This window comes from Trichocoleus sp. FACHB-6 (genome assembly GCF_014695815.1).
Lineage (GTDB): Bacteria > Cyanobacteriota > Cyanobacteriia > Cyanobacteriales > FACHB-T130 > Funiculus > Funiculus sociatus.
Genome location: NZ_JACJOY010000048.1, coordinates 1 through 13,402 on the forward strand (window position 1 = coordinate 1; position 13,402 = coordinate 13,402).

At 48.3% G+C, this 13,402-nt stretch carries 13 protein-coding genes and 1 pseudogene; 2 read left to right on the forward strand and 12 right to left on the reverse strand.

Going from position 1 to position 13,402, the window contains the following annotated elements; translation table 11 throughout:
* Positions 1-262: 262 nt before the first annotated feature.
* From H6F66_RS08810 to H6F66_RS08850, 9 genes are all read right to left on the reverse strand, one after another.
* Positions 263-1,219, reverse strand: a complete 957-nt coding sequence (locus tag H6F66_RS08810) for a F0F1 ATP synthase subunit gamma (RefSeq protein WP_190420321.1) — start codon at positions 1,217-1,219, stop codon at positions 263-265.
* Positions 1,220-1,331: 112 nt separating this feature from the next.
* The gene (gene atpA / locus H6F66_RS08815; protein ID WP_190420323.1) at positions 1,332-2,849 is read right to left on the reverse strand and encodes a F0F1 ATP synthase subunit alpha; all 1,518 of its coding nucleotides are present in this window, start codon (positions 2,847-2,849) and stop codon (positions 1,332-1,334) included.
* A 112-nt stretch (positions 2,850-2,961) separates the two neighbouring features.
* Positions 2,962-3,519 (reverse strand): ATP synthase F1 subunit delta, encoded by a 558-nt coding sequence (atpH, locus tag H6F66_RS08820; protein ID WP_190420325.1) that lies wholly within the window; start codon positions 3,517-3,519, stop codon positions 2,962-2,964.
* The gene (locus H6F66_RS08825; RefSeq protein WP_190420327.1) at positions 3,519-4,088 is read right to left on the reverse strand and encodes a F0F1 ATP synthase subunit B; all 570 of its coding nucleotides are present in this window, start codon (positions 4,086-4,088) and stop codon (positions 3,519-3,521) included. Before H6F66_RS08825 ends, atpH begins: the two co-directional genes overlap by 1 nt.
* 83 nt (positions 4,089-4,171) lie before the next feature.
* Positions 4,172-4,657, reverse strand: coding sequence for a F0F1 ATP synthase subunit B' (locus H6F66_RS08830; protein WP_190420329.1), 486 nt, complete (start codon positions 4,655-4,657; stop codon positions 4,172-4,174).
* Positions 4,658-4,871: 214 nt separating this feature from the next.
* Positions 4,872-5,117, reverse strand: coding sequence for an ATP synthase F0 subunit C (gene atpE / locus H6F66_RS08835; protein ID WP_010994186.1), 246 nt, complete (start codon positions 5,115-5,117; stop codon positions 4,872-4,874).
* Positions 5,118-5,245: 128 nt separating this feature from the next.
* Positions 5,246-6,001, reverse strand: coding sequence for a F0F1 ATP synthase subunit A (atpB, locus tag H6F66_RS08840; RefSeq protein ID WP_190420331.1), 756 nt, complete (start codon positions 5,999-6,001; stop codon positions 5,246-5,248).
* A 59-nt stretch (positions 6,002-6,060) separates the two neighbouring features.
* Positions 6,061-6,504 (reverse strand): ATP synthase subunit I, encoded by a 444-nt coding sequence (locus H6F66_RS08845; protein ID WP_347269353.1) that lies wholly within the window; start codon positions 6,502-6,504, stop codon positions 6,061-6,063.
* 150 nt (positions 6,505-6,654) lie between these two features.
* The gene (locus H6F66_RS08850; protein WP_190420333.1) at positions 6,655-6,822 is read right to left on the reverse strand and encodes a hypothetical protein; all 168 of its coding nucleotides are present in this window, start codon (positions 6,820-6,822) and stop codon (positions 6,655-6,657) included.
* Between the two features lie 4 nt (positions 6,823-6,826).
* Here H6F66_RS08850 and H6F66_RS08855 point away from each other — a divergent pair, with 4 nt between their 5' ends.
* On the forward strand, positions 6,827-7,126 hold the full coding sequence (locus H6F66_RS08855; RefSeq protein ID WP_190420335.1) for a hypothetical protein: 300 nt from the start codon (positions 6,827-6,829) through the stop codon (positions 7,124-7,126).
* A gap of 152 nt (positions 7,127-7,278) precedes the next feature.
* Here H6F66_RS08855 and H6F66_RS08860 read toward each other — a convergent pair whose 3' ends face one another.
* Positions 7,279-8,475, reverse strand: a complete 1,197-nt coding sequence (locus H6F66_RS08860) for a class I SAM-dependent methyltransferase (protein ID WP_190420337.1) — start codon at positions 8,473-8,475, stop codon at positions 7,279-7,281.
* A 178-nt stretch (positions 8,476-8,653) separates the two neighbouring features.
* Entirely contained in the window at positions 8,654-8,845 is a 192-nt protein-coding gene (locus H6F66_RS08865; protein WP_190420339.1) for a hypothetical protein, read from the reverse strand.
* A gap of 70 nt (positions 8,846-8,915) precedes the next feature.
* On the opposite strand from H6F66_RS08865, the gene H6F66_RS08870 reads away from it, so the two are divergent.
* Entirely contained in the window at positions 8,916-12,320 is a 3,405-nt protein-coding gene (locus H6F66_RS08870) for a phycobilisome rod-core linker polypeptide (RefSeq protein WP_190420341.1), read from the forward strand.
* A gap of 145 nt (positions 12,321-12,465) precedes the next feature.
* On the opposite strand, the pseudogene H6F66_RS08875 reads toward H6F66_RS08870, so the two are convergent.
* Positions 12,466-13,299, reverse strand: a pseudogene (locus H6F66_RS08875) (transposase); the annotation flags it as partial.
* Positions 13,300-13,402 lie beyond the last annotated feature (103 nt).

Here is a 13,402-nt window from a genome sequence, read left to right on the forward strand (position 1 = left end):
AAGGATTTCCCACTCTTCGTCTGTTAGGCTGCTAGAGTACGGCATGACTGCTGGATACGGCTTTTGCGGTAACTGTACTTCAAGATAGTAAAAGATGTCAAATGGGTTCTATATTCCGGTTCGGACGTTCGGGCCAACAAGGGTAGGGACATGGCAATGCCATGTCCCTACGGATGTATCGCACCCAACCCTTGAATTGCCATAAAAAAATGCGTCCGATAAATCTCAGACGCATTCTATTAATTAAACTTGAAACTTAAATCTAACCTTGTAGCGCCTCGGCACCACCGACGACTTCCAAGATTTCCTGGGTAATTGCTGCCTGACGCGCTTTGTTGTAAGTTAGCGTCAGGGTGCCAATTAGTTCTTTAGCGTTGTCGCTGGCGTTGTTCATTGCAGTCATCCGTGCCGCAAGTTCGCTGGCAGCTGACTCTTGCAATGCTCGTAGCAACTGGTTATTCAGATACAACGGCAAGAGGGCATCTAGAATCTGCACCGGATCTTGCTCGAAAATCATGTCCCGTGGGAAATCTCGAACTTGGGCAGAGACTTTTTCCCGCGTTACTTCAAAATCGCCGCCTCTACTTGTGAGGCGGAAGATTTCATCATCTCTTGCTTCTAGCCCTTGCGTAGTCAGCGGTAGCAGGGTTTGCACCACTGGACGAGAGCTGATTAAAGAGACAAACTTGGTGTAGACTAATTCAACCCGATCGACTTCCCCGGCTAGGAATAAGGAAAGCAGTTCGTCAGCAATTTGAGAGGCTTCCGCTGCTGTGGGAATCTGTTCGAGACCCGTGTAGGTGCCACCGTCTACAACTGGCTGTTCACGGCGTTGGAAATACTGGATGGATTTGCGCCCTACCAATATATATTTGTAGTCCAAGCCTTCTGCTTTGAGTTCCTTGGCGCGGTTTTCGGCGCGACGGATGACGTTGGTGTTGTAACCACCGCACAGACCGCGATCGCCTGAAATTACCAATAAGCCAACGGTGCCGACTTCCCGTTGTTTTAGCAAGGGAAGATCCACATCTTCAAACCGCAAACGGTTTTGCAGATTGTAGAGAACCTGCGCCAGACGGTCAGCAAAGGGACGGGTGGCAATTACCTGTTGTTGGGCGCGGCGCACCTTGGCGGCGGCAACTAGGCGCATTGCCTCGGTGATTTTTTTGGTGTTTTTGACCGACTGAATGCGATCGCGAATAAATTTTAGATTTGCCATAGTTTTGTCAGTTGTCAGTTGTCCTTTGCAAATGGCTAATTGCTAATAGCTAATTGCGAATAGCTACTTTTTACAATTAGCCATTCGCGATTAGCTATTAGCTTTGGACAAATTACGCCATCGCCATGAAGGTCTTCTTAGCTTCACCGATCGCTTCTTTGAGAATGCCTTCCGCTTCTTCGTTGAGCTGCTTCTGACTGCGGAGGATTTCCATGTACTTCGGCTTGCTGGTTTTCAGATAATCCCGCAGCGATCGCGCAAAAGGAGCAACCTTATCTACTGGAATTTCATCCAAATAGCCATTCAAACCTGCATACACAACTGCCACTTGCTCAGCCACAGATAGGGGAGAATATTGCGGCTGCTTCAAGAGTTCCCGCAAGCGCTGACCCCGTGCCAATTGGTCTTGAGTTGCCTTATCCAAATCCGAGGCAAACTGGGCAAAAGCTTGCAAGTCGTCAAACTGCGCCAACTCCAGTTTCAGCTTACCAGCCACTTTTTTCATCGCCTTGGTTTGAGCCGCCGAACCCACCCGCGACACGGAAATACCGGGGTTAACTGCGGGACGCAAACCAGAGTTGAATAAGTCGGAGGTCAAGAAAATCTGACCATCGGTAATCGAAATCACGTTGGTAGGAATGTACGCGGAAACGTCACCAGCCTGGGTTTCGATAATTGGCAGCGCGGTCATGCTGCCTTCACCTAGTTCTGTACTCAGCTTCGCCGCACGCTCTAGCAGGCGGGAGTGGAGATAGAACACATCCCCAGGATAAGCTTCCCGTCCGGGTGGACGACGCAGCAGCAGGGACATCTGGCGATAAGCTTGGGCTTGCTTGGAGAGATCATCATAGATGATCAGCGTCGCCTTGCCCTTGTACATGAAGTATTCTGCCAAACTAGCGCCCGTGTAGGGAGCCAGATATTGCAGAGTTGCTGGGTCGTTGGCTTGAGCTGCTACTACAATGGTGTAGTCCATTGCGCCTCTTTCCTGAAGCACGTTCACCACTTGGGCGACGGTAGAAGCTTTTTGACCAATGGCGACGTAGACGCAAATCACGTCCTCTTCTTTCTGGTTGAGGATGGTGTCAACCGCGATTGAAGTTTTTCCAGTTTGTCTGTCACCAATGATTAGCTCCCTCTGACCCCGACCAATAGGAATCATCGCGTCAATAGCGGTAATCCCAGTTTGCATCGGTTCATAAACTGAGCGCCGCTCAATAATTCCTGGTGCGCCTGATTCAATCAGACGAGATTCGGTGGTCTGAATTTCTCCTTTACCATCAATCGGACGAGCAAGTGCGTCTACCACCCGACCAATCATGGCTTCTCCCACTGGCACCTGAGCAATCTTGCCTGTGGCTTTAACTGAGCTGCCTTCCTGAATCTGGCGACCATCGCTCATCAGCACTGCGCCCACGTTATCTTCTTCCAGGTTCAGGGCGATGCCAACGCTGCCGTCTTCAAATTCCACCAGCTCCCCAGCCATGACCTTATCCAGGCCATAAATCCGGGCAATACCGTCGCCTACTTGCAATACTGTACCAACGTTAGAAACCTGAACTTCTTGGTCGTATTGTTCAATTTGCTGCCGAATAATGTTGCTAATTTCGTCTGGTCTGATGCTGATCATGATTAGTTGTTCTTGTTTAGAGGGTTACAGGTTGCAGGTTTTGGGTTGAATGTTTTGGGTTGCTTTTTAAAGACTTTCAACCTTTTAACTTTCCAACCTTTAAACTCAATTGCTAGGCAGCACGGCCCAGGCGTAATCCAATGCGGCGTAGTTGTCCTCGCAAACTGGTATCAATCACCTGAGAACCTACTTTGATGATGACACCACCAATTAATTCTGGATTGAGTTTGGTAGCGAGTTCAACTTGGTGCGCTCCGCTGATGGCTTTAACTTTTTCACTGATAGCCTGCCGCTGGGCATCGTTCAGTTCTACTGCTGAGGTGACTTCTGCTAGTACAGTCTGATTCAGCTTTCTCAGAAGCGCTTGGAAGTGTTGCAAAACTCCCCCGACAAAGATGATGCGTCGCCTGTCCACCAGAAGCATCAAAAAGTTGAGGATGGTAGGGTGGAGTCCGTCGCCAGCAATCTGCCGCAATACGGCTTTTTTATTTTCAGCGCTGAGTACGGGATTGCCCAGAAATTCCTGTAAGTCTGGGGAGCTATCTAGTAGGCTCAATAAAGAGCGGACATCTTCGCCAAAGCGATCTACTTGGTTCTGGGATTGAGCCAAGGACATTAGCGCTTCTGCATACGGCTCTGCAATTTCGGCGCTTAACATACTGCCTTTCATTACCGACCTCCTACACTGGCGATGCCACGGTCAATTAATTGTTGTTGAGCTGATTCGTCTAACTGACCTGTCAGTTGCGACTCGACTCTCTGCAACGCCATTGCGGCAACTCGCGATCGCAACTCGGCGATCGCTTTTTCCCTCTCGTTGTTGATATCTCCCAGACTTGTCTGTCTCAAGCGTTCCACGTCCAGAGCTGCCTGAGCTAGAATTTTTTCTCTAGCTGCCTTAGCGCTTACTTCTGCTTCTGCTCGGATTCGCTGTGCCTCGGACTGAGCTTGAGCCAACTTCTGCTGGGCATCGGAGAGGGATGCTGCTGCTTCTTTTTGTTTAGCTTCAGCTTCCCGAATCGCTGTTTCTATTTTGGCACGGCGCTCGCTTAGGATGTTTCCTAAGAACTTCCGTCCGAAGTAAAACAGCACCACAAAAATAATTATCAGGTTGATCAGGTTGGTTTCTAAAATCTCGAAATTTACCCCGAAACCACCTTCCCCCGCTTCCTCTGCTAATTCAGAGCCTGCTCTTATAGCCTCTGTAGCCAGTAATAAATAAGTCCCCATGATCCCCATCTATTGAAGTTTGAAGTGTGAAGCTTGAAGTGTGAAGTTTGAAGTGTAAATTTTCATCCTTCATCCTTCATCCTTCATCCTTGCTATTTAACTAACTCTGGTCCCAAGAGTTTCTCCAGAATCTGGCGACTGAGGGCATCTACCTGTTGCTCCAGGCTTTGGAATGCCTCTTGCTTTTGCTGCTCAATTTCCTTAGCCGCTTGTTCTCTTTCTCCGGTCGCTTCAGCTTGAGCTTCCGCAATTTTGCCCGCCCTAATTTTATCTGCTTCAGCTTGAGCTGCGGCAATGGTTTCTTGAGACTGACGGCGAGTTTGAGCCAGTTCTTGTTCGTATTGCTTTGTCAAGCTTTCAGCTTTCGATAGGCGTTCGCGTGCCTCTAGTAGATTCTTGCGGACATAGTTATCGCGCTCGTCAATTGCCTTCGTCAGTGGCTTGTAGAACACGACATTCAACACCGCCACCAGGATTAAAAACTGCACAGCCATCAAGGGTAGGGTGGCATCAAGATCAAATAGACCCCCTTCTTTGGTGGCTGTTTCAACAGCCAGCAGAATTGTCCAGTGTGTCATAATTTTATGACCCCCTTCTCAAACAGGGTCGAGCTTTTAATTTGTTGCGTTCTAGGCGCTACGGGTATAGTTGAACTTACCGCGTAGCGTTAGCTAATTACGTATTGCTTCCGCGCTCAAAACTTTAACTATTTAAGAGTTGAATAATTGATGGCTACCATCAAAATCCTCATCTTAAATTGTTAATAGTTATCTGAGCGCGGCTCGTCAAAATTTACGCGAAGGGGTTGGCAAACAGCAGCACTAGGGCAACGACCAGACCGTAAATGGTCAGCGCTTCCATGAATGCCAACGAGAGCAGCAGAGTACCGCGAATTTTACCTTCAGCTTCTGGCTGACGGGCAATACCTTCTACTGCTTGACCAGCGGCATTACCTTGACCAATACCAGGGCCGATTGCAGCCAAACCAACAGCAAGAGCAGCAGCTAAAACAGAAGCAGCAGAAACTAATGGATCCATGATTTTCCTTACTTTTAAGTACAGAACGATTTGCTACTTTAGATTTAAGATTTTAGATTTCAAACAAAATCCAAAATCCTCAACCCAAACTTTTTTCCAATTGACATCATGACAGGCTATTGGTCGCCTCAGTCGTGATGTTCTCCTCCATGTTCCTCTACAGCTTCCCCGATATAGGATGCTGCCAGTGTCGCAAAAATTAAAGCTTGAATTGCACTGGTAAACAAACCTAAAATCATCGCTGGCAAGGGAACAAACAGGGGAACTAGGAGAACTAACACCGCTACCACCAACTCATCAGCCAGAATGTTTCCAAACAGACGGAAGCTGAGCGAGAGGGGTCTGGTGAAATCTTCCAAAATCTTGAAGGGCAACATGATGGGTGTCGGGTGAATGTAGTTACCGAAGTACCCTAAACCCTTCCTGCTGAACCCTGCATAAAAATACGCTAAAGAACTCAGCAGGGCAAGTGCCACTGTTGTATTAATGTCGCTAGTGGGAGCAGCTAGTTCGCCCTCTGGTAGCTTAATTAGCCTCCAGGGAACGAGCGCTCCCGACCAATTCGACAAAAAGATGAACAAAAAGAGAGTGCCGACAAATGGCACCCAAGGACGATACTCTTTCTCACCAATTTGGCTTTTGGCTAGATCCCGAATAAAATCCAGGGCGTACTCCATCGTATTTTGTATACCGCGGGGAATTCGCTGGATGTTTCGAGTTGCAGCAATCGAGGCAACAATCAGAAGGGCAATTACAAACCAGGAGGTCAGAAAAACCTGCCCATGTACTCTGAAATTGCCCAATTGCCAGTAAAACTGCTTGCCAACTTCCAATGCAGCAAGATGGAAAGTATTCAGGACGCTTAAACCATCTACGATGAACATTTCCGGGATTTCCACTTTCGTTGAGGATTGAGCGATTGAGAGGAGAGCTTCTGCCTGACCTATTGAGATTCTGGCATTAGCGTACTTCTCAGCACGTAGAAGATGAGCGCGGCTTTAAAGGTGAGAAATCCCAAAAAAATGGGCAGAATATGCAGCTGATGCAATTGCGTTGCCGCTACAATTAGCCCAATAAATAGCGCCAGGCGATTAGATCCTAAACGCTTTTTTTGTCCGCCTAGTCGCTCAACATCCTTAGCCAACATTCTCAAGTAAACCACACCTGTGGATGCCCCAATCAAATAGTTTAGGGCAGTGTTCAGGGAATAAAAAATCCATACACAGATAAATATTATCCCTGTAAAAGCAACCGTAATCACCAACAACTGTTGTTGTAGTTGGTAATACTCTTGCATGGCGTTGTTTGTTTCTGCGGCAGGAGAACCGGGTGCTGGGAACTCCTGCGTCGGCGACGTGGTTGGTTGAGATTCGTTTGACAGGTTCACAACAGCTGAGAAGCGAGTCCTGCTAATAGACCTGTACTACAGGTCACAGCAATTTTGAATATACCATGCAGAGGTAACATTACTTAAAAAAGAATTAAGCCGCTTTCAGCCGGAATAGTATGTTCTATGCGAGCGTGTTCCAGCTCAAGGTCATTTTTTCTCATCTTTGAGGCTAGTTTCGCCCGGCCGTCGCTTCTTGACCTTGGGACAGAAGCGATCGCCCGCAAGTGGTACGTCGGTCGCCAGAGGTAACGGGCTGTAAACTTTAGTTAACTTAGTTGAGTAGTAGGCTACAGGTAGTTTAACAGGAGGTAGCAATCCGATGAAATCTCGAACTTATTGGCTCTTCGCCATCATCGGCTGCACTGCCCTCATCGGTTCCCCAGCAGTGGCTCAAACGAACCGGATCGACAAATTTTTCAATGGCACTCCCCCCTACAATGGCGAAAGCTTGACAGAACCTCTCAACCAAGTAGAACGGGAAGTCGATAGGGAGACGGAGAATCAGCAGTCAGTTGAAAAGGTTGAACCGGGAACCACTTATGACTTTAAGGTGAGAGAGGAAAGTCCTAATCCGGCCGAACGCCAGATAAGAGAAGAAGTACCAGGGCCAGCCAACTAAATATTCCCGATGGGAACCCTTATAGCTCTTGGCGGAAGCCTCGATGCTCCATAGACAAAGCCTGCCAGCACTGGTAGGCTTTGTCTGTGCGCCCTTGACTTTAGTCGTTAGGCTTTTTATATATCTATTGGCCGTGCTAGTTGCTGATGCTTTTAAGCTGGTGTTAGCAAAATTAACTGCCCACTAAGGAGCGATCGCACTTTATCCAACTCCAGCTTTCCATCTGCCAGAATTTCTTTCATGGTTAGCTGTTGGGTGGAGTTTTCATCGCACGCTTGCAAAAATTGAAATTCCTCCTCTGATAAATTAATAATTTGATAATCGTAGTTAAACAGGCAACGGCTAGGCCATCCATCCATGCACGGGTTTCGCTCTGGTATCGCCTTTAACAAGGCTTCATCCGATGACCAATCTGATGCAGGTAGGGGAGGACGGCTTAAGAAAAACTCGTAGTGGGTGATGACTTCTGGATCTAATAGCTCAATCAAACGATATTTGGCGCGATCGCTCAAATTTTCGCTTCGTTTTATTAACTCCGGATTTTTCCCTATAAGTCGCTCTAACTGCCAGTTTCTAGGATTGGAAAATCCCAGAAAATCCAACCCGGAAGCATCAATTAGTTCAAAAAGTGTCTCGATATTGTAGTCAATCTCTTGGGGATGGACATACATATCGGCAAAGCACTCATCCCGCTGATTTTCTAAAGACCAGCGATCACGCTCTCTCTTGACAAGACGATTATTTTCTGGTAATGCGGCGAATATTTGACGCCCCAACTGTACGCCATCGCGGTAATCGCCGCGTTGGTCGCCTTGGAGGAGCGCGATCGCTTGTTGCATCAGCTGAATTTCCCACCGCCCCAGCTCAGCATAGACAAAAATGTGCATCAAGCCTCCAGGCGCTAACTTCGCCGCCAAGGACTTAATTCCCCGGATTGGGTCAGGTAAATGATGCAGCACCCCCACACAGTTAATTAGATCGAACTCACCAGGGAGTTGATCGGCATCGTACAGGCTCAAGTGATGAAACTCAACGCGATTTGCCCCTGAACGGCGAGTGCGCTCTTGTGCCACCCCCAACGCACCTGCACTTAAATCAATTCCCACCACTTGTGCAGTAGGATTGAGATGAACCAGATACTCTGTTCCAACACCAGTGCCACATCCAGCATCCAAAATGCGGATCTCCTGTTTTTGGGGTTTTTGACCCGTGCAGAAGCTATAGGCAGCTAGCCAGTTCCAGCGCCAGTTGTAGCCGGGAGGCGGACTATCCAGCAAGGGTTCTGGCGGAAAAGGGTAAGTATCGTAGAGTCGCTGAACAGCGTTGCTGATATCCTGCCTTATTTCCATATCACAAAATGGCGCAAAGTAGAGACAACTGGGAAACGTAACAAAGCTTATCTTTTTTCTCAGGAAATGTATCGCAATTTAGTATTATGACACTGTGAATACACGGAGAGAATTCTACACACTTTTTAATAAACCTATCTAGCAAGCCCGAAAAGTTTTAATCTAAAAACTGAGCTGATTAAACCCAGGCAGTGGTTAGATGGGATGCTCTCCAGAAGCCTAGTTTGCCTAAAAATGAAGGCTCTCCGGTTGAAGCCCTTACCCAAGGGTGGATGAAAACACCAGATGTTGAAGGCGGTCGGATAAAGGCTGCATAAGCAGGCAGAAAGCACCTGCGGCAGTAGCCCAAATTCACGCCTTGGCACTTCATAATTCAACAGTGGCACTCTGGTCATGTTTAACGCAGTGACAATTTTTTTATAGGGAGCTTTTGAGATCCAATGAGTGTTAAGGCAAGTGGTGGAAGCTCAGTTGCGCGTCCGCAACTATATCAAACAGTACCAGTTGCAACAATTTCCCAAGCGGAACAGCAAGACCGCTTCTTGGGGCGGGGGGAACTGGATGAGCTGAAAAGCTATTTCAGTTCTGGAAACAAGCGTTTAGAGATTTCCCAAACGCTCACCCAAAACGCCGACCTGATTGTGTCCCGCGCTGCTAACCGCATTTTCGTTGGGGGTTCCCCGATGGCTTTCTTGGAGAAGCCTCGCGAACCAGAACTGGCGATCGCGGGTACAGTTCCAGATGTCAAACAAGGGATGGCGCTGGGAAATGTCACCTATGTGGAAAGCAGTGGCGGCTTTTTGCAAGGTTTGCGGAGTCTCTTTAGCGCCAGCGGCGGCGGTGCCGCACCAGCAGGTTTCCGACCGATAAACGTCGCCCGCTATGGCCCGGGCAATATGCAGAAATCGCTGCGGGACTTATCGTGGTTTTTGCGCTACCTAACTTACGCGATCGTTGCCGGAGATCCTAACATCATCTCTGTCAACACGCGGGGTTTGCGGGAAATCATCGAAAGCGCTTGCTCTACCGATGCCACAATTGTCGCCTTGCAGGAAATGCGAGCAGCAGCTTTGGGTTATTTCCGGCGCGATGATGAAGCGTCAGGTATTGTCAACCAATACTTTGAAGTTCTGATTAACGAATTCAAAGCCCCCACTCCCTCAAACAAATTACGGCAGCGTCCTTCTGGCGATCAGCAAGGTCTGCAACTACCCCAAATTTACTTCAACGCAGCCGAGCGGCGTCCCAAATACGCCATGAAGCCCGGTTTGTCCTCCTCGGAAAAACAAGAAATCATCAAAGCTGCCTATCGGCAAGTCTTTGAACGGGACATTACCCGCGCGTACAGCCAAGGCATCTCTGACCTTGAATCTAAGGTGAAAAATGGCGACATCTCCATGAAGGAGTTTATTCGCCGTTTAGGTAAATCTCCTCTGTATCGGAAAAACTTCTTCGAGCCATACATCAACAGTCGCGCTCTAGAACTCGCCTTCCGTCACATTTTGGGACGTGGGCCGTCCAGCCGTGAAGAAGTACAAGAATACTTCTCCATCGTTTCCCAAAAAGGTCTACCAGGTCTAATAGATGCCTTGGTGGATTCTAAAGAATACTCCGACTACTTCGGCGAAGAAACCGTCCCCTACATCCGAGGTTTGGGTCAAGAAGCCCAAGAATGTCGTAACTGGGGGCCGCAGCAAGATTTGTTGAACTACAGTGCGCCTTTCCGCAAGGTGCCGCAGTTCCTCACCACCTTTGCTGCTTACGATCGCCCGCTACCGGATCAACACCCCTACGGTTCCGGCAACGACCCGCTAGAAATTCAGTTTGGGGCAATCTTCCCGAAAGAAACGAAGAATCCCAACACCCGTCCGGCTCCCTTTGGTAAAGATACTCGCCGCATCCTGATCCGCCAAGGCCCAGGTATTGACAACCAACTGAGCAACCCAGCAGCTCGTCCGAAAGATCCGGGTTCACTCGGTCCCAAGGTGTTCAAGCTGGATCAACTTCCAGGCCCTAGCGGCAACGGCGGCGTATCTGCGAAGCGCTATGTGAAGAATTCCAGTGTCAAATACTCGGAAAGCTCCACCCAAGCCTTGATTAAGGCAGCTTACCTGCAAGTCTTTGGGCGGGATGTCTACGAAGGTCAGCGCCTGAAGGTGGCAGAAATCAAGCTGGAAAACGGCGAAACCACCGTGCGAGAGTTTATCCGGGTTTTGGCTAAGTCGGATCTGTTCCGCAAGCTGTACTGGACTTCGCTTTATGTCACCAAGTCAGTTGAGTACATCCATCGGCGGCTGTTGGGTCGTCCCACCTACGGACGGCAAGAAATTAACAAGTATTTCGATATCTGCGCTAAGAAAGGCTTCTACGCCTTAGTTGACGCAATTATCGACAGCCCAGAATACAACGAATCGTTTGGGGAAGATACAGTTCCTTACGAGCGTTATCTGACACCGGCTGGGGTAAGCTTGCGTAGTCTCCGCGTGGGCAGCATTACCGACACCGGACTCAAAGTTGAGAAGGAAGAAACCCCCCGTTTTGTGGAACTGGGTCAAGTTACACAAATGCGGACGGAACCCGATATTCAGTTCCGTATCAACCAAGGTGTTACCAAGAAGCGCGAACAAACTAAGGTCTTCAAGCTGACGGAAACCGAAGATAAGGCGCTGGTGCAAAATGTCATCCGGGCTGCTTATCGCCAGATTTTCGAGCGCGATATTGAACCTTATGTCGTGAAGAACCAATTCAGCGACTTGGAAAGCAAGCTGCGGAATGGTGAAATCAACCTCAAGGAATTCATTGAGGCGTTGGGAGGTTCAGAACTTTACATCAAGGAGTTCTACGCCCCCTATCCGAACACCAAGGTGATTGAGCTGGGGACAAAGCACTTCTTGGGACGTGCGCCGCTAGACCAAGTTGAGATTCGCAAGTACAACCAAATTCTCGCCTCTCAGGGCATCCGGGGCTTTGTAGGCGCGATGGTGAATACCGTAGAGTATGCCCAGGCGTTCGGTGAGGATACGGTGCCTTACAACCGCTTCCCGACTCTGCCGGCGGCAAACTTCCCGAATACTGAGAAGCTGTACAACCAGTTGACCAAGCAGAATAATGACTTGGTGGTTCCCAGCTTTGAGCCAGTCAAGCCACGGATGGATGCGTCGAAGATGCCGCTCACGGGCAAAGCGATCGCTGACATGGCTGCGGCTGCTCGTAAGATGGACATGAGCAAGCCCAAGTTTATCGAGTTGGGTCGTTCCTTTACCAACGGTGACGGGCAATCTGTTGAGGTTGGTGTTGGTACAACGCGGCGCAAACCTGCACGGATTTACCGGATGAACCCAGGCATGAGCCAGGTGGAAACTGTACAAGTTATCAATGCCATCTACTGTCAAGTGATGGACATCTTCAGCGGTCAGGTTCCTGGTGAATTGCGGCGTTCGGAGCTGGATAGCAAACTCCGCAATGGGGATATCTCCGTGCGCGAGTTTGTCAAGACTCTGGCAAGTTCCGAAATCTACCGCCGTCGTTTCTATACGCCTTATCCCAATACCAAGGTGATTGAGTTCCTCTTCCGGCATCTCTTGGGACGCGCACCAGCTACCCAAGGCGAGATCCAGCAGTATAACAAGCTGCTGGCTGATGGCGGCTTGAAGGCGGCTGTAGAAGCAATGGTGGATAGTCCTGAGTACGCTCGTTACTTCGGCGAGGATGTGGTGCCTTACAACCGCTATCCGTCTCTACCTGCTGGTAACTATCTGGGTAGTGTGAAGGCTGCTGCTGACTTGGTGAAACAGTCCTGGTCTGATATGTCGCCTTCTTATCTCGGTAGTACTTCTACCCGCTAAGAAAACCTGGCGAATATAATTCGCGGCTACGCAAACATAGCCCGCCTGCGCGGGCTATAAATTTCCCTCTGATCTGTGAGAAAGGTCAGGGGGTTTTTATTGAAACACAGAGGCGCTGAGGACGCTAGTGGGACTTAAACAAATATCAAGCCCAAACAAAGCCCAAACTAGCTTTATAAGCTAAGAATACGTCACGATTCTGGTTCAACCACTCTATAAAACGAAAAGACATTGCTGTACGAAATGCCTCTAAAGCTTCAGGAAAGGTGTTCAAAGGTTTGGAAGCCCACCTGCGTCTGAGTCCTCCTGTTAACCTGTGCCATAAAATAAAAGTATAGGCACAGAAAACTAGAATGAAATGTCTCAAGAGACTGCGTTTGTCTCTAACTTGATATTCCTTAAGTCCTAACCATCCTTTAGCTTCTCGGTAAAAAACTTCTACCCAATTCCTTTGAGAATAGGTGGTTACTATCCATTCAGATGTCGCTGTTGAGCCGTCAACATTGGTAATAAAATAATCAACATCACTGGCTTCATCAAAGGTTGAGGCATTCATGACGATAGCAATTGTTCTCTTCCCTTCGAGGCGTGATAGTTCAACTTCAATAGATGCCACCCATACAGTCTTTTTTTTCTCTAAATTGAGCTGGACAGGGGTGAAATCTTTGCTAGGTCTTGATTTAGCTAAATTATCTAAACGTATTTCTTCAAAATCTCCCCCTTCAGCACCAATAATTACCTTACGATTTTTAGCAATTCCTCCTATATACTTGAGTTTCCTTTTTTCCAGTTCAAGAAGAAAGGTCGTGTTATTTCCATAACCAGCATCAATCAGTACGATGCCCGGTCGGTATCCTCGCTCTAAGCTTCGGTCAATTAAAGCTAATCCTAACTCGGGCTTCTTCTTAAATTCAAAGTCTTTTTTTCCTTCCGGTAAAGAACTGCCGTGCTGATATAACTCTATATCTAAGAGGATGTTTTAAAAGTCGGTTAGATAGCAAAAAAGCTCACTCAGTGTAAGCTGCGAATATGTAGTACACAGCACTGAGAGAGCGTTATGAGTAAAGCTTACCCCAGTAATT

What these genes read in the sequence shown, in the direction of transcription:
- H6F66_RS08825 (WP_190420327.1), bottom strand. Translation starts at nt 4,088, where the DNA reads ATGGGGATCATGGGGACTTATTTATTACTGGCTACAGAGGCTATAAGA.
- atpE (WP_010994186.1), bottom strand. Translation starts at nt 5,117, where the DNA reads ATGGATCCATTAGTTTCTGCTGCTTCTGTTTTAGCTGCTGCTCTTGCT.
- H6F66_RS08810 (WP_190420321.1), bottom strand. Translation starts at nt 1,219, where the DNA reads ATGGCAAATCTAAAATTTATTCGCGATCGCATTCAGTCGGTCAAAAAC.
- H6F66_RS08870 (WP_190420341.1), top strand. Translation starts at nt 8,916, where the DNA reads ATGAGTGTTAAGGCAAGTGGTGGAAGCTCAGTTGCGCGTCCGCAACTA.
- atpH (WP_190420325.1), bottom strand. Translation starts at nt 3,519, where the DNA reads ATGAAAGGCAGTATGTTAAGCGCCGAAATTGCAGAGCCGTATGCAGAA.
- H6F66_RS08855 (WP_190420335.1), top strand. Translation starts at nt 6,827, where the DNA reads ATGAAATCTCGAACTTATTGGCTCTTCGCCATCATCGGCTGCACTGCC.
- atpA (WP_190420323.1), bottom strand. Translation starts at nt 2,849, where the DNA reads ATGATCAGCATCAGACCAGACGAAATTAGCAACATTATTCGGCAGCAA.
- H6F66_RS08865 (WP_190420339.1), bottom strand. Translation starts at nt 8,845, where the DNA reads ATGAAGTGCCAAGGCGTGAATTTGGGCTACTGCCGCAGGTGCTTTCTG.
- H6F66_RS08860 (WP_190420337.1), bottom strand. Translation starts at nt 8,475, where the DNA reads ATGGAAATAAGGCAGGATATCAGCAACGCTGTTCAGCGACTCTACGAT.
- atpB (WP_190420331.1), bottom strand. Translation starts at nt 6,001, where the DNA reads ATGTTCATCGTAGATGGTTTAAGCGTCCTGAATACTTTCCATCTTGCT.
- H6F66_RS08830 (WP_190420329.1), bottom strand. Translation starts at nt 4,657, where the DNA reads ATGACACACTGGACAATTCTGCTGGCTGTTGAAACAGCCACCAAAGAA.